This window comes from Sphingopyxis fribergensis (assembly GCF_000803645.1).
Classification (GTDB): Bacteria; Pseudomonadota; Alphaproteobacteria; order Sphingomonadales; family Sphingomonadaceae; genus Sphingopyxis; species Sphingopyxis fribergensis.
In genome coordinates, this window is the sequence record NZ_CP009122.1 from 2,600,949 (window position 1) to 2,617,884 (window position 16,936).

At 63.8% G+C, this 16,936-nt stretch carries 17 protein-coding genes and 1 riboswitch; of the genes, 10 read left to right on the forward strand and 7 right to left on the reverse strand.

Annotation, left to right across the window (positions count from 1 at the left end):
* Window positions 1-103 precede the first annotated feature (103 nt).
* The 4 genes from SKP52_RS12010 to leuA all read left to right on the forward strand — a co-directional run bounded on the left by SKP52_RS12010 (window position 104) and on the right by leuA (window position 3,868).
* Window positions 104-745, forward strand: coding sequence for a YceI family protein (locus SKP52_RS12010; RefSeq protein WP_039574993.1), 642 nt, complete (start codon window positions 104-106; stop codon window positions 743-745).
* A gap of 189 nt (window positions 746-934) precedes the next feature.
* Window positions 935-1,288 carry a hypothetical protein gene (locus tag SKP52_RS12015; RefSeq protein ID WP_052208195.1) on the forward strand — a complete coding sequence of 118 codons (354 nt, stop codon included), beginning with the start codon at window positions 935-937 and terminating at the stop codon, window positions 1,286-1,288.
* A 129-nt stretch (window positions 1,289-1,417) separates the two neighbouring features.
* Window positions 1,418-1,903 (forward strand): rhodanese-like domain-containing protein, encoded by a 486-nt coding sequence (locus SKP52_RS12020; protein WP_052208197.1) that lies wholly within the window; start codon window positions 1,418-1,420, stop codon window positions 1,901-1,903.
* A 297-nt stretch (window positions 1,904-2,200) separates the two neighbouring features.
* Window positions 2,201-3,868: a 2-isopropylmalate synthase gene (gene leuA / locus SKP52_RS12025; protein ID WP_039574997.1), complete on the forward strand. Its 1,668-nt coding sequence runs from the start codon at window positions 2,201-2,203 to the stop codon at window positions 3,866-3,868.
* 1 nt (window position 3,869) lies between these two features.
* On the opposite strand, the gene SKP52_RS12030 is transcribed toward leuA, so the two are convergent.
* On the reverse strand, window positions 3,870-4,859 hold the full coding sequence (locus SKP52_RS12030) for a GTP pyrophosphokinase (RefSeq protein WP_039574999.1): 990 nt from the start codon (window positions 4,857-4,859) through the stop codon (window positions 3,870-3,872).
* Entirely contained in the window at window positions 4,856-5,917 is a 1,062-nt protein-coding gene (locus tag SKP52_RS12035; RefSeq protein WP_039575002.1) for a nucleoid-associated protein, read from the reverse strand. Before SKP52_RS12035 ends, SKP52_RS12030 begins: the two co-directional genes overlap by 4 nt.
* Before the next feature lie 215 nt (window positions 5,918-6,132).
* Here SKP52_RS12035 and SKP52_RS12040 point away from each other — a divergent pair, with 215 nt between their 5' ends.
* Window positions 6,133-7,116 (forward strand): hypothetical protein, encoded by a 984-nt coding sequence (locus tag SKP52_RS12040; RefSeq protein ID WP_039575003.1) that lies wholly within the window; start codon window positions 6,133-6,135, stop codon window positions 7,114-7,116.
* Between the two features lie 171 nt (window positions 7,117-7,287).
* Here SKP52_RS12040 and SKP52_RS12045 read toward each other — a convergent pair whose 3' ends face one another.
* Complete coding sequence (locus SKP52_RS12045; RefSeq protein ID WP_039580871.1) at window positions 7,288-8,199, reverse strand: AraC family transcriptional regulator; 912 nt, start codon at window positions 8,197-8,199, stop codon at window positions 7,288-7,290.
* A 176-nt stretch (window positions 8,200-8,375) separates the two neighbouring features.
* On the opposite strand from SKP52_RS12045, the gene SKP52_RS12050 reads away from it, so the two are divergent.
* Entirely contained in the window at window positions 8,376-9,338 is a 963-nt protein-coding gene (locus SKP52_RS12050) for an SDR family NAD(P)-dependent oxidoreductase (RefSeq protein ID WP_039575004.1), read from the forward strand.
* A gap of 55 nt (window positions 9,339-9,393) precedes the next feature.
* Here the strand turns inward: SKP52_RS12050 and SKP52_RS12055 are convergent, their stop codons facing one another.
* Complete coding sequence (locus tag SKP52_RS12055; RefSeq protein ID WP_039575006.1) at window positions 9,394-9,678, reverse strand: hypothetical protein; 285 nt, start codon at window positions 9,676-9,678, stop codon at window positions 9,394-9,396.
* Between the two features lie 319 nt (window positions 9,679-9,997).
* Window positions 9,998-10,201: riboswitch (cobalamin riboswitch) on the forward strand.
* Between the two features lie 113 nt (window positions 10,202-10,314).
* On the opposite strand from SKP52_RS12055, the gene metE reads away from it, so the two are divergent.
* From metE to SKP52_RS12075, 4 genes are all read left to right on the forward strand, one after another.
* Window positions 10,315-12,627, forward strand: a complete 2,313-nt coding sequence (gene metE / locus SKP52_RS12060; RefSeq protein WP_039575008.1) for a 5-methyltetrahydropteroyltriglutamate--homocysteine S-methyltransferase — start codon at window positions 10,315-10,317, stop codon at window positions 12,625-12,627.
* Window positions 12,614-13,024: an acyl-CoA thioesterase gene (locus SKP52_RS12065; protein WP_148309111.1), complete on the forward strand. Its 411-nt coding sequence runs from the start codon at window positions 12,614-12,616 to the stop codon at window positions 13,022-13,024. Before metE ends, SKP52_RS12065 begins: the two co-directional genes overlap by 14 nt.
* A gap of 150 nt (window positions 13,025-13,174) precedes the next feature.
* On the forward strand, window positions 13,175-13,486 hold the full coding sequence (locus tag SKP52_RS24640; protein ID WP_052208199.1) for an RNA-binding protein: 312 nt from the start codon (window positions 13,175-13,177) through the stop codon (window positions 13,484-13,486).
* A gap of 8 nt (window positions 13,487-13,494) precedes the next feature.
* Complete coding sequence (locus SKP52_RS12075) at window positions 13,495-13,716, forward strand: hypothetical protein (RefSeq protein ID WP_228383625.1); 222 nt, start codon at window positions 13,495-13,497, stop codon at window positions 13,714-13,716.
* Here the strand turns inward: SKP52_RS12075 and SKP52_RS12080 are convergent.
* The 3 genes from SKP52_RS12080 to SKP52_RS12090 form a co-directional block, all read right to left on the reverse strand.
* Complete coding sequence (locus tag SKP52_RS12080) at window positions 13,667-14,773, reverse strand: choice-of-anchor A family protein (protein ID WP_407695030.1); 1,107 nt, start codon at window positions 14,771-14,773, stop codon at window positions 13,667-13,669. The genes SKP52_RS12075 and SKP52_RS12080 overlap by 50 nt on opposite strands.
* A 150-nt stretch (window positions 14,774-14,923) precedes the next feature.
* Entirely contained in the window at window positions 14,924-15,595 is a 672-nt protein-coding gene (locus SKP52_RS12085) for a DUF6445 family protein (RefSeq protein WP_039575013.1), read from the reverse strand.
* Window positions 15,592-16,854 (reverse strand): RNA polymerase sigma factor, encoded by a 1,263-nt coding sequence (locus SKP52_RS12090; RefSeq protein WP_039575014.1) that lies wholly within the window; start codon window positions 16,852-16,854, stop codon window positions 15,592-15,594. The genes SKP52_RS12085 and SKP52_RS12090 overlap by 4 nt, the downstream gene beginning before the upstream one ends.
* Window positions 16,855-16,936: the final 82 nt, after the last annotated feature.

The window sequence follows — 16,936 nt, forward strand, 5'->3', positions numbered from 1 at the left end:
CGTGCGCACCGCGACCCGAACCGAAACGCTGCGTTTCAGTGGGGCTTATTGACGCCGCCGGGCGCCTTCGCCTAGCTTCCGCCTCCCCAACAGGAGATTTTCCATGCGCCGCATCGTCCCCTACGCCGCCGCCGCTCTCGTCGCCGTCGTCGCGACCCCGATCGTCCTCGCACAGGGCGGTTCCGCCCCCGGCGCGCCCGACAAGACGCGCGTCACCGCGGGCACCTACGCCGCCGACGCCGGCCACACGATGGTCGTGTGGGAAGTCGATCATCTCGGCTTCAGCAAATATACCGGCATCTTCGGTGACGTGACCGGAACGCTCGTCATCGATCCCAAGAACCCCGCTGCGGCCAAGGTCGATGTGACGATCCCGGTGGCAAAGGTCACGACCGCCAGCGCCGGGCTCACCAGCCACCTCCTCCGCGCAGGCAAGGACGGCGGCAAGCCCGACTTCTTTGGCGCCGCCCCCGCCGACGCCAAATTCGTCTCGACCAGCGTCGTCCTTGACGATGACGGCGACGAAGCCAAGGTTACGGGCAACCTCACCCTCAACGGCGTGACCAAGCCGGTCACCCTCGACGTCGATTTCCACGGTGCCGGCGTCGGCATGAACAAGAAGGAAACCGTGGGGTTCGAGGCCGAAACCACGATCAAGCGCAGCGACTTCGGCATCAACATGGGCATCCCCTATGTCAGCGACGCTGTCGAACTCGAAATCCACGCCGCGTTCGAAAAGCAGTAAGAAAAAATACTCGTCATTCCCGCGAAAGCCGGAACCCAGCGAGCAACCGTTGCAGCTGGGTCCCCGCTTTCGCGGGGATGACAAGAAATGGGGGAGCGTTCACTCCCTCACGCCAATCTGTCACACGCGCCGACTATGCGGGGGCGGGACCAGCGATGGCCCCGCCCCTTTTCGTACAGGAGCTATGCGATGAGCGAACTGGTACGCGAAATTGTCGAAGTGGACGCCTCGATCGACGGCGACGAGGAAAACCCGCTGCTGGTCGTCGAGGCCGAGGGTCTTGCCCCCACCGCGGGCTGGAACAATGTCCGGCTCGATCCCCATGTCTACATCACCCCGCCCGAGGACGGCGTACAGGACTTCGACCTTGTCGGCGACCGCCCTTCGGACGCCGGCGCCGACGCGCTCGCCGAAGTCGAGGCTGCATGGGAAGGTCCGCTTCAGGACTGGTGCATCGCCGTCCGCGTCCACGCGATCGACAATCTGATCGAGGACGAGATTTTCGAACCCTGGGACGAGGACGACGAGAGCGAAGCCGCCTGACGCTCGCCCCTCGACGATCCCCTGCACTGCGCCGGGCCGCCGCATGCCGCGCGGCCCGGCGACATTTTCGGTTCATCGCAGAGCCAGCCAGCGCGGCGTAGCGTCCCTCGGCTTCAAGGGAGGATCCTCATGCGCACCCCGCTTCTCGCTCTCGCCCTCACCGCCACCCCCGCGCTGGCCCAGGCCAACCCGCAAATCGACTATCCCGCCTTCCAGGCGCTCACCGCCAGCGTCGCCCCCGAACGCGCGACGCGCCTCGTCAGGTTCGACGCGTTCAAGGCCGAGGCCGCGAAACCCGACACCCTCCTCCTCGACGCCCGCTCGAAGGACGCCTTCGCCGGCGGCCATATCAAGGGCGCGGTCAACCTCCCCCTCACCGACTTCACCGCCGAAAGCCTCGCCGCGGTGATCGGCGCCAACCCCGACCGCCCCATCCTCATCTATTGCAACAATAATTTCTCGAACCACCGCAGCCCCGTGCCGCTCAAATCGGCGCCGCTCGCGCTCAATATCCAGACCTTCATCAACCTCGTCGGCTATGGCTATCCGAACGTCCTCGAACTCGCCGACGTCGTCGATTTCACCGATCCCAAGGTGGAATGGGTCACGGGCTGAGCCCCTCACAAACAAACCTCGTCATTCCCGCGAAAGCGGGAACCCAGCGAGCTACCGTTGCAACTGGGTTCCCGCTTTCGCGGGAATGACGAAGGCAAGAGGATGACGCAATTTTCCCACTCCCCCCTTGCCAAGCACGACATTTTGCATCACTAGAGCGCCCATGCGCGGCAACGCCCTTCTTCTTCTGCGACTTACACGCCCTTGGGCGTGACACTGGCTGCGCGCTAGTCGCGGCCACCCGCTCAAGGGTCCGATCGACACAGCACCGCAACCACCAGAAGAAGTTACCTCACCATGACCATGCTCCGCGACCCCTCGGTCAAATATAGCGCCTTTCCGCAGATTCCCCTGGGAACCCGCGAATGGCCCGGCCGCACGATCACCCAGGCGCCGATCTGGCTCTCCACCGACATGCGCGACGGCAATCAGGCGCTGATCGACCCGATGGATGCCGAGAAAAAGGCACGCTTCTTCGACCTGCTCGTCCGCATCGGCCTCAAAGAAATCGAAGTCGGCTTCCCCAGCGCCGGCGCGACCGAGTATGACTTCATCTCGGGCCTCGTCCGCGATGGCCGCATCCCCGACGACGTCACCCCGCAGGTGCTGACCCAGAGCCGCGCCGACCTCATCCGCACCAGCTTCGACAGCCTCGCGGGCGCGAAAACCGCGATCGTCCACGTCTATAACGCGGTCAGCCCCGCGTGGCGCAAGATCGTCTTCGGCATGGACATGGCCGACATCAAACAGATCGCGATCGACGGCGCCAAGCAGCTGCGCGACAATGCCGCGCGCCTGCCGCAAACCAACTGGCGTTTCGAGTACAGCCCCGAAACCTTCTCGACCGCCGAACTCGATTTCAGCATCGAAGTATGCGCCGCGGTGATGGACATTCTCCAGCCCACCACCGACAACCCGATCATCCTCAACCTGCCCGCAACGGTCGAGGCCGCGACCGCGAACATCTACGCCGACCAGATCGAATATTTCGGCAAGAACCTGCCGAACCGCGACCGCGCGCTGATATCCTTGCACACCCACAACGACCGCGGCACCGGCGTCGCGGCGGCCGAGCTCGGCCTGCTCGCGGGCGCCGACCGCGTCGAGGGCTGCCTGTTCGGCAATGGCGAGCGCACCGGCAACACCTGCCTCGTCACCATCGCGCTCAACATGTACACACAGGGCGTCGACCCCGAACTCGACTTCTCGAACATCGACGAGGTCATCCAGACGGTCGAATATTGCAACCAGCTCCCCGTCCACCCGCGCCACCCCTATGGCGGCGAACTCGTCTACACCGCTTTCTCGGGCAGCCATCAGGACGCGATCAAGAAAGGCTTCGCCGCGCGCGAACGCCAGAATGACGAGCGCTGGGAAGTCCCCTACCTGCCCATCGACCCCGCCGACCTCGGCCGCAGCTATGAAGCGGTGATCCGCGTCAACAGCCAGTCGGGCAAGGGCGGCGTCGCATGGGTGCTCGAACAGGACAAGGGCCTGAAACTCCCGAAGAAAATGCAGGCGAGCTTCAGCCATGTCGTGCAGGCGCTCGCCGACGAGACGAGTCGCGAGCTCGGCGCCGAGGATATCTGGGGCGCCTTCGACCACGCCTATCTCGTGACCGAGGGTAAGCGCTTCCAGCTCGTCGACTGGTCCGAAACGCACTCGGGGCCCGACCGCATCTTCGCCGGCAAGCTCACCATCGACGGCGCCACCCGCAGCGTCAGCGGCCGCGGCAACGGCCTGATGAGCAGCGTCATCGCCGCGCTGGCCGAAAGCGGCGGCCCGATCATGGACATCGTCGATTACAGCGAGCACGCGATCGGCCAGGGCAGCAAGGTGCAAGCCGCCGCCTATGTCGAATGCCGCACCGCCGACGGCAAAAGCATCTTCGGCTGCGGCCTCGACACCGACGTTGCGACGGCGAGCGTGCGGGCGATTTTGTCGGCGGCGAATGGGGCGGAGTAATCTAGCCGTCCGCACTTTCTCCGATGTCATTTAGGAGCGGCTCTAACTGGCTCGTGGTCATGGGCCAGTCCCTGATAGCCTCTCGGTAATTCGCGGAAGCGGCCAAGTAAACTAGAAGCACCGATGGCTGAGAGAATATCGGATTTCTCTCAGCCAAATGATCCCTGATCTTCTGAGGGATGTAAGGTTTTGATCTTACAAGATCATTTATCTGCTCTGAAAACTCATTAGTGAAAAATTTCTCGAATGAACCAGCAAGTAGACCCTCTATTGCGTTCGGCTTTGGCGCGACTCCGACGATCGCCTGATAGACCTCAGACGCCTTTCGGGTAAGCTCTCTTACAGAGGCAAGCGCCTTGTTCACGTCTTCTGTGACGCGTTCAAAATAGTCGTTCGTCGCCTCCAGCAAAGCCATGCTCTTTGCAGCATTTCTTTGCATAATTGGCGTTGCAGCGACTTGAGGCTTATATATAGTATCATGCGTCAATTCGCTATACGCATGCTGAAGTATTGTCTTAATTTGTACTTCACACGGTATATCTTTCGGTACGACTATGTCGCCGTAGGAAAATTCTTCATTCGGTCGAACAACGTAGTGGAATGCCGCGTAGTCAAACTCGATTGGTCGCGCTTTTCGCTCCTCCTCATGGTCCCTATCTTTCGAGAACGACCATCCTTGGATCGAGGTCAGCACCTCCTGAACCAACTTCATGTCGGAGCCCAAAAGGACAACCAACCGAATGCCGACCTTGTCGGTTATCTCTTCATATGGGTTCTGATAGTTTTTTCCCGGTCTGTAAAACGCCTTTTCGACCAGTTTGTGCCCGTCCTTCAATCGAGGGGTCACGTGAATCTTGAGGAAATAATCTACATCGACAGACAAACGCCCACGAAGGCCATCCTTGACCGCGTCGGCAATGCAGTGCCCCCAAGCAAGGTAAGCATCCTTTTCAACATTCCAACGATCGAGCAAATCACTTTCACGGGTCATTCCGGATTTTCGATCCCACCCTTAATGGTAATGTGCGTAACAACACCGCCATCCGCCGCCTCGACAGTTTCCATGGTCACCATTTCAGCAAACGCCTGCGGCGGCCCGGATAGTGTGACCTTATTCCCAAACCTCACCTGACGCACCTTAAGGCTCCCTTGAACCTCCCGCAGATCCTTGTCCACGGCCCGCGCTGGGAACCCCTGACCTCGCATAAACGCGACGTAGTTGTTCGCTACATCGTTTGGAAGATAGTTATCGGCAAATTGCTGAACCTGAATGGTCGGAGATTGATCGACCTTAAGATAGGTGTAGAGGCCATTAAACAGGTCTACTTTTTGGTCTCGGGGAAGGTTCGAAGATCTTATGTAACCCTTTGTTTGCTCAAAGAATTGCTTCACCCTGTGTGCGCTATCTTCTGGAATATCCAAACCAAGAAAGTTACTATAAAAATAGTTAGCAGCACCATCCCGGCGAGAAGCCGTGAGCAGCTGGTCAAAGAGCAAGGGGGACCAACCATCAGGAAAATCTGCGCCGTCGGCCGCGCCCTCATCCATAAACAGGCCGATTTTGTATAGCTTTGTCCCCTTGCTGAGAAACAAATCACTAACAAATCTAGCTTGGAGATTTCCTGTTTTCTGAAACGCCTCGTGAAGCTCTGCCTTCATAACCGCAAAAAATCGGTTTGCCGGCTGACCTACCGATCCCTCGAATACGACAACAACACCGCCAGGGATTCTCTGCGATGTCTGCGAGGCAGCAAGCTTATCAGCAAAATGTCGCGACTGGATAATGAAGTCACCGTCATTTGCAGCATTCAACAACTCTGCCCCGGCAGCTACAGCCGAACCCGCTCCAGAGTCCCTGATAGCCATCTCCATGCAGTGTCCATCGCTCTTAAATGCTGCGAGAACCCGACTTCGAAAAGCATTCAAAGCTGCTCCTTGCAGCTGAAATAGCCCCTGAGCATATTGGGGTTGCACAACATTACCGGCATCGTCACGTACGTAAACTTCATGCAGACAAACTCGGCCAACCGTAAGGTTTTCTAACGCCATACCCCCTCCATCATACTAAACCACGCCCCGCTTCGTCACGATCATAGAAGCTTGCCACATATTGTAAGCTACATTGAAGTGGTGATTTTTCATATCAAAGAAAAGACCGTATTTGAGGCACTCCGGCCTTAGCCGATCCGACCAAATTTTCTCTTTCCTACAATTCACCCATATGGTTCATTCTATCGGTTTCACCTAACCGAAAGGACGAATCGATGGACGACGCCGCGCATAACCCCGCCACCATCCCCGCCCCCGGCAGCTATCACTGGACCCCCAAACTCCAGCGCGAGTTTCTCAAGGCCTTCGCCACCAACGGGTCGGTGAAGATTTCCGCGGCCAAGGTCTGCATGTCGCCGTCCGCCGTCTATCAGCTGAAGCAGCGGCCCGAGGGCGCGGCGTTCCGGCTCGGCTGCGCCGCGGCGACGCTGATCGCGCGCGGGCGGCTGGTCGACGAGCTGCTCGACCGCGCGATCTGGGGCTATGAGGAAACGAGCACGATCATGCGCGAGGAGGGACGCAGCTTCGTCAAGCGCCAACGCCTCGACCCGCGCCTCGGCCTCGCGATGCTCGCGCGGCTCGACAAGATGGTCGAAACCCGCGCCCGCGAAGGAGAAGAGATGCTGGCGCAGATCATCGCCGGCGACTGGCCGGGCTTCCTCTCGCTCTTCGACGCGACCGAAGTTTTGGCGCCTGACGGCGCCGGGCCCGAAAGCACCGACGCCGAGGGGGACCAAAAGAGCGGGATGGCGGCCGCCCTCGCCCTCTGGCTCGCCGCGCGCGACAACCGCGCCAACCCGCTCGCCACCCTGTGGCGCGGAACCGCAATCGCGAATGAAGTTGCGCAGTTTTCCGCCGATTCCGACGCCGAACCCGAACGCGCTGACGAGGAGCCGACCCCCGAGGAACAGGCCGCGCAAATGACCATCTGGCACGACGAGGAAAGCGGCGAATGGCGCACCGACTTCCCGCCGCCGGACGATTATGTCGGGATCGAGGAAGGCGTGTTCGGCGACGAGCATTATGAACGCACCCTCGACGCCGAGGAAGAAGAAGCCTGGAACGCCGCGCATACCGAGGCCGTCGAACCGCTGCGCCGCGCCGGCGAAGCCGCCCGCCGCGCCTTCTTCGCCCTCCCCGACCCCGCGAACGATCCCGAGGCCGAAGGCGGCAAAGTGCGGAAATCGGCGAGCGGTTGAGCGATGGCAGGAGGAGAAACGGAAGCCGTAGCTTCTGTCGATATTTGGTTCAGGGTGAGCCGAAAATGGTGATTTTTCGTGACCCGGAGCGCAGCGTACTTCTGTACGTGAGCACCGGAAGCGCGGGAAATCGCCATTTGCAGGCCGCCATGGGCCGAATATCGATAGAAGCTAAACCGCCCCGACCCCCGCCTGCACCATCCCGCGCAACCTTTCGGCATCGCGCGAGGGCGGCATACCGAACGCGCGCGCATATTCGCGGCTGAACTGCGACGCGCTCTCGTAGCCAACGGAGTAAGCCGCGCGGCTCGCCTCGCTGCCGCTGGCCAGAAGCCGCCGCGCCGCGTGCAGGCGCAGCGTCTTCTGGAACTGCAGCGGGCTCATCGCGGTCGCGGCCTTGAAATGACGATGGAAGGACGCAACGCTCATCCCGGCAATCTCGGCCAGCGCCGACGTGCGCAGCATCTCCTGATAATGATCGTGCATCCACAGGATCGCCCGCCGCACCCGCGACAGGCGGCTGTCCTCCTGCGCAATCGCGCACAGCTGCCCGCCGAGCGGCCCCTGGAGCAGGCGATAGAGGATCTCGCGCTCGCGCATCGGGGCGAGCATCGCGATGTCGCCCGGCTGGTCGAGCAATGCGAGCAACCCAGCCCACGCCTCGAGCATCTCGGGCGTCACCGCGGAGACCGCAAAGCCCGTCATCTCGCCGCGCGACGCCGCGTTGCCGATCGATGCGGGGTCCATGCTCGCGATCAGGTCGGCAAGCACAGCGCGGTCGAGGCGCAGCGCCGCCGCGACATAGGGTTTTTCGGCGGTCGCCTCGACCACGCGGCCCACCGCGGGCAGGTCGAGCGAGGCGACGAAATAGCTCGACGCATCGTATCGCAGCACCGCGTCGCCGATCACGACCTGCTTCGTTCCTTGCAGGATCAGGCAGGTGACGGGCTCGTAAACCGTCGCGACCCCGCTCGTCGGCGCGCATTGCGTCGCGACGACCAGCCGCGGCACCGGCGACTCATAATAGGGGGAAACCGCGTGCCGCAGCACCTGAGCGCATATCGAGTCGAGCCTGTCCTGCATCGCCCCCACATCGGTCTTCGCGCGCCCGCGCGCAAGAAGCGCCCGCCCGCCCGCTTTCGTTTTGAGAGGAATGGGCAAGCAGATGCCATGATCGGGCAGCGAAGCGGCGGCCGCACCGCCTATCTTGCCGGGGTCAGGGCACTCCCCTCCGCCCTGCATCATCCAAGGAGTTTTCCATGACCCAGTTCAACGCCAAATCGACCACCGACGACGTCCTCACCGGGGTCGACCTGTCGGGGCAGCGCTTCCTCGTCACCGGCGTCTCGGCCGGGCTCGGCGTCGAAACCGCCCGCGCCCTCGCCGCGCATGGCGCCGATGTCGTCGGCGCGGCGCGCGACCTGACCAAAGCCGAAGGCGCAACCGGCGCCGTCCGCGACGCGGCAAAGGCCGGCGGCGGCAGCTTCGAACTGATCCAGCTCGACCTCGCCTCGCTCGCCAGCGTTCGCGCCGCCGCCGATGCGCTCAATGCCGATGGCCGCCAATTCGACGTCGTCATCGCCAACGCCGGCGTGATGGCCGCCCCCTTCGGCAAGACCGAAGACGGCTTCGAGACGCAATTCGGCACCAATCACCTGGGCCACTTCACCTTCGTCAATCGCATCGCTTCGCTGATCAAGGACGGCGGCCGCTTCGTCAGCCTCGCCTCGTCGGGGCACCGCTTTTCCGACGTGAACCTCGAAGATCCGAACTTCGACAATGGCGATTATGAGCCCTGGGCCGCCTATGGCCGTTCGAAGACCGCGAACATCCTCTTCGCGGTCGAGTTCGACCGCCGCCACAAGGCCCGCGGCGTGCGCGCCACCGCGCTCCACCCAGGCGGCATCCACACCGAGCTCGCCCGCCACCTCGACGACGGCGCGATCGAGGCGCTGCTCGAACAGATCAACGCGACCGCGAGGGAAGCGGGCGGCGAGGAATTCGAGTTCAAGTCGATCCCGCAGGGCGCGGCCACCTCGGTCTGGGCCGCGGCGGTCGCCGATCCGGCCGAGGTCGGCGGGCGCTATCTCGAGGATTGCCACGTCGCCGAACTGGCCGACGACGATGGCCTGCGCGCCGGGGTCCGCGCCTATGCGATCGACCCCGACAACGCCAAGGCGCTGTGGGCAAAGAGCGAGGAGATGGTCGGCGAGCGTTTCTGACGCCTCGACAATGACAAGCGAGCGGGCGGCCATGCGCCGTCCGCTCTGCGTCGTTCTAGTCGACGACCCAATAGTCGGCGGCTCCGCCGGGTTCGAACCCGCGGCGGCAAATCACATTTCCATCGTGCGTCAGTTCCGCCCACGCCCCGATCGGCTCACGCTCCATCATCACCAGCGCCGCCGAGACATCTTCCGCCTCGAACGCGACCCGCTTTTCCATCCCGAACCAGGCATCCTGGTATCGCAGGACAAAGGTGGTCAAAGCCGGGGTTTCCGGGCGCGGCAGACAGTCACATTCGCCGTCGCTGGAGCCGCTGGGATAGTCTTGGGGGAGCTTCATGGGGAGACCTTCGGTGGGGGAAACGAAGGGGGCAGTCCCGACGGCCTGTTCGGCCGTGACCGCCGCCAGGGCGAAAGGATTTTGGTCGGCGATGCATCTCCTGCGCCCCGCGGGCGTGCGAACGGCACCGCGAAAAGCGACGCAAGGCGTCCGAAAACTATGCCATATCATTGCCATACGCCCCGGCATCGGCCCCTTTCCGTTCGACGGGCCGCCCGTTCGAATCGACAAACGACTTGACGATTGCATCGCGAGCAGCAGCCTCCGATCAGATATAAAGAATTCTTTATATCTGTATTGACACGCATCGCCGCTGCGCTATGTTCCAGGCTGTCGAGGTTCTCCGCGCCCGTTGCACGGCATGGAGCTAAGACGGGAAGCCGGTTCAAAGCCGGCGCTGCCCCCGCAACTGTAAGCGGTGAGCGATGGTCGCTACGTGTCACTGGTCCGGCAAGGGATCGGGAAGGCCAGACCACCGCGTCGATCCGTGAGCCAGGAGACCTGCCTCGTCAGATACGTCCTCCGGCGGGGTGTCCGGTCAGGCCGCATGCATGGCTGCGCCCGACCTTGCTTCGTGGGCGTCGACGCGTGCCTGCTCGTCTGCCCGGCGCCTTGCCCCTTGCAAGGTGTTTAAAAATGACTGTCAGCGTCGCCACCCTCGGCTTCCCCCGCATTGGCCTTCGCCGCGAACTCAAATTCGCACTCGAAAGCTATTGGGCGGGCAAATCGACCCTCTCCGAATTGCAAATCTCGGCCGCGGGCCTCCGCGCCCTGAACTGGACACGGCAGAAAGCGCTCGGCGCCGACATCCTGCCCTCGAACGACTTCTCGCTCTACGACCATGTTCTCGACACCAGCGCAATGATCGGCGCGGTCCCCGCCCGCTTTGACTGGGACAGCGACACCGTCGATAGCGACCTTTATTTCGCCATGGCCCGCGGCGCCCAGGGCCCCTCAGCGTGCGGCCACAGCCACGACACTACCGCACAGGAAATGACAAAATGGTTCGACACCAACTATCATTTCATGGTCCCCGAACTCACCGCGGGCCAGACGTTCAGAATCGCGTCGACCAAGATTTTCGACGAATTTGAAGAAGCGAAGGCGCTCGGTTACACCACCCGTCCCGTCCTCCTCGGCCCCGTCTCCTATCTGATGCTCGCCAAGGGCAAGGCGGTCGAACCGCTCGCGCTGCTACCGCAGCTCCTCGATACCTACGCCGAAATCCTCGCCCGCCTCGCTAAGGCCGGCGCCGAATGGGTCCAGATCGACGAGCCCTGCCTCGTGCTTGATCTCACCACCGAACAGCGCACCGCATTCGAACGCGCCTACGCCCGCCTCGCCACCCGCGGGCCCAAGCTCATGCTCACCACTTATTTCGGCGGCCTGGGCGACAATCTCGACCTCGTCGCCGATCTGCCCGTCCACGGCCTCCACCTCGACCTCGTCCGCGCGCCCGAGCAGCTCGAACCGGCCGTGGCAAAGCTCCAACCGCACGTCCTGCTCTCGCTCGGCGTCATCGACGGCCGCAACATCTGGCGCTCCAACCTCCCCGACCTCTATTGGCGCCTCAAGGAACTCGCCGGCAAACGCGACCTCATCCTCGCGCCGTCCTGCTCCTTGCTCCACACGCCCGTCGACCTCGCGCTCGAAACCGGCCTCGACCCCGAAATCGCCCAGTGGCTGAGCTTCGCGGTGCAAAAAATCGAGGAACTTGCCGCGCTCGCCAAGGCGCTGAACGAAGGCGAGGACGCCAGTTTCGCTGCCTTCTCCGCCTCGCGCATCGCCGCAGTCGCGCGCCAGACCTCGGCGAAAATCCATAACGCCGAAGTCGCTTCTCGCCTTGCCGCGCTCGACGAACGCGCCACCCACCGCACCTCGTCCTTCGCCGCGCGCCGCGAAGTCCAGCAAGCCCGCCTCGCCCTCCCCGCTTACCCCACCACCACAATCGGCAGCTTCCCGCAGACCCCGGAGGTTCGCAAGGCCCGCTCCGCGCACATCAAGGGCGAGATCGACGACGCCGCCTACGAACAATATCTCCGTGTCGAAACGCGCGCCGCGGTCAAATGGCAGGAGGAGATCGGCCTCGACGTCCTCGTCCACGGCGAGTTCGAGAGGAACGATATGGTGCAATATTTCGGTGAGCAACTCGCCGGCTTCGCCTTCACCCGCGCCGGATGGGTACAGAGCTATGGCTCGCGCTGCGTCCGCCCGCCAATCCTCTACGGCGACGTCTCGCGCCCCTATCCCATGACCGTCGATTGGTGGCGCTATGCGCAGGAACAGACCGACAAGCCGATGAAGGGCATGCTCACCGGCCCCGTCACCATCCTCAACTGGTCGTTCGTCCGCGACGATCAGCCGCGCGAGACGAGCTGCCGCCAGATCGCCCTCGCGATCCGTGACGAGGTGCAGGACTTGGAGGCTGCCGGCGCCGCGATCATCCAGATCGACGAGGCCGCGCTCCGCGAAGGCCTCCCCCTTCGCCGCTCAGAGTGGCAGCACTACCTCGATTGGGCGGTCGAAAGTTTCCGCATCACGTCATCGGGCGTCCGCGACGACACGCAGATTCACACCCATATGTGCTATTCGGAGTTCAACGACATCATCCGCGCAATCGGTGCGATGGACGCCGACGTCATCTCGATCGAGACGGCCCGCTCGCAAATGGAACTGCTCGACGCCTTCGCCAGCTATGCCTATCCCAACGAGATCGGCCCCGGCGTTTACGACATCCACAGCCCGCGCATCCCGGCCGTGCGCGAGATGACCGATCTCCTCACCCTCGCGGGCAAGCATGTCCCGCCACAGCAAATCTGGGTGAACCCCGACTGCGGGCTCAAAACGCGCAAATGGGATGATGTGCGTCCGGCGCTCGTCGCGATGGTGGCCGCAGCTCAGGCGATGCGCACGAAAGTACGGATCAAGGAGGCTTATGATGCCAATTGACCAAGCGACCATGCCCGACGGCCAGCCCGCCGTCCGCGTCACTGCAATGCCCGCCAACGCCAATGTCTATGGCGACATCTTCGGCGGCTGGCTGATGGCGCAGATGGACCTCGCGGCCTCATCCGTGGCCTCGCGCCACGCACGCGGGCGCGCGGTAACGATCTCGGTGGAAGGCATGTCCTTCCACCGCCCCGTCTTCGTCGGCGACGAGGTATCGGTGTTCGGGCGGCTGGTAAAAGTCGGCCGTACCTCGATGCACGTCGAGGTCGAAGCCTGGGCGCGCGATCGCCATGCCGACGAGGACAACAAGGTCACGCAAGCGGTCTTCATCTTCGTAGCGGTCGGCCCCGACCGCCGCCCGCGCGCCGTCCGCCCGCTCGCTGAAAGCATTATCTAACCAAAAACGCATCGCCGGGGACCATTCCCGGCGGTGCCTTACAATGTCCCGACGGCGTCCCCATATACCGCTCACCACGGCACACGTTTTTCGTAGGCCGCCGCGGCTGAGAGACATGCGCGCTCCCGCTTACAAGGAGGATCCGCGCCCATGAGCCCCACGACCAGCCCCAGCGACCCGATTGTCCCCGACGAGACCCCGTCCCCTACCAAGACGCGGTCGAACAGCTTCTTTCGCCAGAAACGCACGCCGCTGCCCCGCGACGATGCGCGCCGACAGGGCGACATCAGCCAGCTCGCCTTCCTGACCATGGGTGGGCGCGATCCCGCAATCGCCTTCCTCAACACTGAAAACGCCGAACTCGGCGGCCGCCCGCTTGCCGTCGCGACCGCCAGCGACACCGGCTATGAACAGGTCGCCACGGCGATCCGTGCGTGGACCCGCGATCCGGGCTTCGAATGAGCCGCGCGATGAACCTCGCGCTTCCCGAAGCCGAGGTGAAGCAAATCTGCCTGTCGCAAGGCGTCAGCATCAGCGCTATCGAGCCGCTGCACTCGGGCGGCACCCGTCTCATCTGCACCACCCCCGCCGGCGCCGAGGAAATGCGCCTGCGCCTGCGCAGTCACATCATCGACGGCGCGGTCACTCGTCATCGCTTCTATCGTCCGCCGGGCGCACAGGGGGGCTATTAGCCCGACGCCGCCGCCACAATATCAGCCCCGCCACGCCCAACCCGAACAGTCCGACCATTCCCGGTTCGGGCACGGGTACCGCGCCGCCGCCGGTCGAACTGTCGCCGCCGCTCGACCCACCGCCGGACGGCGACGTCGAATATCCGCCCGTGAACGTCCCGATACGCATTGCGCCATTCTGCTTGAGGTTGCCGAACACCGCTGACCCCTGGATATAGTTGCGCGTCTCGGCATCGGCGAGCGGCGCAAGCACCGATCCGCCCCACGCTGTGGTCAGCGTCAGATCCTCGGCCTCGGGGAAATTCCAGATCACCCTTTCGCCGAGGTTGTTGGTGCCGCCGAGGAAATTGTCGTTGAGGTTGATCGACCGGCCGCTGACATTGACGATCGCGGTGTCGGCGCCATTGAGGTTGAACTGTATCTCGCCAATCTTGTCGAGGTCGGCCGCGCTGATGTTGAACACCGCCAGCCCCTGCGCATTCGGCTGTGCAGTGAACGTGCCGCGGTTGCCCTGCACCGTCAGCTGGCTGTTCAACTTGAGCGTACCCATTTCGAACGACAGGCTGCCCATGCTGCCCTTCAGATCGGTTTTCTGCTGTTGCAGCCCCAGCCCGAACGCCGGATTGCTCGCGTCGAGGTTCGACAGGACGCTGTTCTGGTTGACGTTGGTGTTGCGGATCATCCCGCCAACCTGGACCGTCTGGTTCGGGCCGTTGAGGTTGAAGCCGCTCGTCACATTGCCGCCGATGGCCGCTCCCGATCCGTTGTTGAGGTTCTTGTGGCTGCCCGTGACATTGCCGACGACGGTCAGCCCGGGCTGCCCGTTCGGCGAGGTCGTCGCGCGGATGCCATAATTCGACGAACTGCCGGTGAGGTTGCCGCCGACGAAGGTCCGCCCTTCGACTTCGGACGAGGATTCGAGGTTGCCAAGTACGACGAGGTTCCACGCGCGCAGCGCATCGACGCCGGTGATCGCCTTGCCTTGCGCAAGAGCGGGCAGTGTCAGCGCTATCGCCACGATTGCGGCGGGGAACAGAATGCGGGTCGAAGGGGCCACAGCTTATCGTCCAGTCTTCAAAGGGAAGGCGCGGGTCCATAGGGCGTCCGTCGTACCACCTACACCGAAGCGCGATGGGCCTTTGTCCCGTTCCGGAACAGCAGCCCCAAACCGTCGCACAGTCGTGCCAAAATCGCGGCGGGCGCGCGTCTATCCTATCGAAAAGAAGCCAGTGACCGTCAGCCGCCCGTCGTCGGCGTTTGCGGATAGCGCATTGTCTGGCGCGATCGCCCCGCTGTGAAGGTTCCAGCTGCGATAGAGCAGCGCGCGATTGTAGCGCGCCGGCTCGGTGGTGATGCATTCAAACAACGGCGTGTCGCCCAGCAAATAACCGGGCGGCGGCGGCCCCCGATGACGCAGTTCGGTGTCGAGGTGGCGAAAGAAAAGGTCGCGCCGCCGCTCGTCAACCGTCTCGAACCCCGTTGCGCGGTGGCGAAAGAAAGCCGTGCCGTCGCCTCCCTCGGGCGACAGATAATGGACGAGCGCGATGCGATCCTCGGTGAAGGCGTCGATGTGCGGCAGACGTTGTGGAATGGTCAGATCGCCCACCGGGGTCGAGACGATCGAAAAGCTCGCATCGACGACCCTGATCGGCCCGGTCCGCCCGAACGCTTCAGCCGCGGCCGCAGCAACGATCGGTAGCTGGGTCGCGAGATAGGAAGGCGGGAGATCGGCTCGAACGCCGGGATAATGGTTGAGCGCCGGCGCGAAATCGGCCGTCATGGCAAAACGCCGCAAGCCTTCAGGATCGGGCACGAAGTCGTCAAGGATGGCCAGCGGTTGCGCTTCGACCCCGATGCTCTCGACCGTGACCGTCGTCATTCGGCGCACGCCGCCGCGCGCGCGAGTAGGAAGTCGCGTTCGCGCTCGTTTCCCGACAGCGCGGCCGCCGCCTCGAACTCTGCTCTCGCCTCGCCCGGCCGCCCGGCGCGCAGCAGGAAATCGCCGCGCGCAGCGGGCAGCGGTGCATAGTTGCGCAGCGCCGCCCCATCGGCGATCGCATCGACGAGCCGCAACCCGGCCTCGGGGCCGAACGCCATGCTATACGCGACCGCGCGATTGAGCTCGACCACCGGCGACGGCATCGCCTGCCGCAAGCGGTCATAGAGAGCGGCAATGCGGACCCAATCGGTGTCCTCGGCAGAGTGCGCCCGCGCATGACAGGCCGCCAGCGCCGCCTGCAACACATAGGATCCATCCGCCCCGCCGAGCGCCTCGGCGCGGTCCAGCGCATTCAGCCCGCGGCGGATCAGCAACTGGTCCCACCGCGCCCGGTCCTGTTCGGTCAGAGGGACAAACCGCCCATCCGGCCCTGCCCGCGCCGCCAGCCGCGATGCCTGGATTTCCATCAGCGCGAGCAACCCCAGCACCTCGGGCTGCTCGGGCATCAACCCGGCGAGGATGCGCCCCAGGCGCTGCGCTTCGCCGCACAGCGGCGGACGCACGAGCGACGGCCCGACGGTCGCGGCATAGCCTTCGTTGAAGATCAGATAGACGACCTCGAGCACCGACCCGAGCCGCGCCTGAAGCTCGGCCCCGCGCGGCACCTCGAACGCCACCCCCGCCTTGGCGATCGCCTTCTTGGCCCGCGTAATCCGTGCCGCGATCGCGGCCTCGTTCGACAGGAAGGCGCGCGCAATCTCTTCGACCGTCAGCCCGCCAACCAGCCGCAGCGTCAGCGCCGCGCGCGCCTCGGGCGCAATCACCGGATGGCATGCGGCAAAGATCAGCCCGAGCAGTTCGTCGCCCAGCGGATCGTCGAGCGCCGCCTCGACCGCCTCCGCGCTCATGTTGCGCTCCTCATCCAATTCACGGGCGATTTCGGCATGTTTTCGCTCCCGCATCGCATGGTGCCGGGCCCCGTCGATCGCACGCCGCTTCGCCGCCGCAGTCAGCCAGGCGCCCGGATTGCCGGGCACGCCCGACGTCGGCCACTCGGTCAGCGCAATCAGCAGCGCCTCCTGTGCCAATTCCTCGGCCCGGTCGACGTCGCGCGTCAGTCGGGCGAGCGCGGCGATCAGCCGCGCCTGCTCGATCCGGAACACCGCCTCGATCGCCCGGTGGGTTGGGTCCGCCGCCATGCGCAAACGTTAGAGGCGCATGGCGGGCCGGACAAGCGAATCAGCGGTTCGCAAGTTTCTCGCCCACGCCGTCGTGGATCTC

Excerpts from the sequence above, each read along its gene's own strand:
- SKP52_RS12010 (WP_039574993.1), top strand. The coding sequence starts at position 104 with ATGCGCCGCATCGTCCCCTACGCCGCCGCCGCTCTCGTCGCCGTCGTC.
- SKP52_RS12015 (WP_052208195.1), top strand. The coding sequence starts at position 935 with ATGAGCGAACTGGTACGCGAAATTGTCGAAGTGGACGCCTCGATCGAC.
- SKP52_RS12020 (WP_052208197.1), top strand. The coding sequence starts at position 1,418 with ATGCGCACCCCGCTTCTCGCTCTCGCCCTCACCGCCACCCCCGCGCTG.
- leuA (WP_039574997.1), top strand. The coding sequence starts at position 2,201 with ATGACCATGCTCCGCGACCCCTCGGTCAAATATAGCGCCTTTCCGCAG.
- SKP52_RS12030 (WP_039574999.1), bottom strand. The coding sequence starts at position 4,859 with ATGACCCGTGAAAGTGATTTGCTCGATCGTTGGAATGTTGAAAAGGAT.
- SKP52_RS12035 (WP_039575002.1), bottom strand. The coding sequence starts at position 5,917 with ATGGCGTTAGAAAACCTTACGGTTGGCCGAGTTTGTCTGCATGAAGTT.
- SKP52_RS12040 (WP_039575003.1), top strand. The coding sequence starts at position 6,133 with ATGGACGACGCCGCGCATAACCCCGCCACCATCCCCGCCCCCGGCAGC.
- SKP52_RS12045 (WP_039580871.1), bottom strand. The coding sequence starts at position 8,199 with ATGCAGGACAGGCTCGACTCGATATGCGCTCAGGTGCTGCGGCACGCG.
- SKP52_RS12050 (WP_039575004.1), top strand. The coding sequence starts at position 8,376 with ATGACCCAGTTCAACGCCAAATCGACCACCGACGACGTCCTCACCGGG.
- SKP52_RS12055 (WP_039575006.1), bottom strand. The coding sequence starts at position 9,678 with ATGAAGCTCCCCCAAGACTATCCCAGCGGCTCCAGCGACGGCGAATGT.
- metE (WP_039575008.1), top strand. The coding sequence starts at position 10,315 with ATGACTGTCAGCGTCGCCACCCTCGGCTTCCCCCGCATTGGCCTTCGC.
- SKP52_RS12065 (WP_148309111.1), top strand. The coding sequence starts at position 12,614 with ATGATGCCAATTGACCAAGCGACCATGCCCGACGGCCAGCCCGCCGTC.
- SKP52_RS24640 (WP_052208199.1), top strand. The coding sequence starts at position 13,175 with ATGAGCCCCACGACCAGCCCCAGCGACCCGATTGTCCCCGACGAGACC.
- SKP52_RS12075 (WP_228383625.1), top strand. The coding sequence starts at position 13,495 with ATGAACCTCGCGCTTCCCGAAGCCGAGGTGAAGCAAATCTGCCTGTCG.
- SKP52_RS12085 (WP_039575013.1), bottom strand. The coding sequence starts at position 15,595 with ATGACGACGGTCACGGTCGAGAGCATCGGGGTCGAAGCGCAACCGCTG.
- SKP52_RS12090 (WP_039575014.1), bottom strand. The coding sequence starts at position 16,854 with ATGGCGGCGGACCCAACCCACCGGGCGATCGAGGCGGTGTTCCGGATC.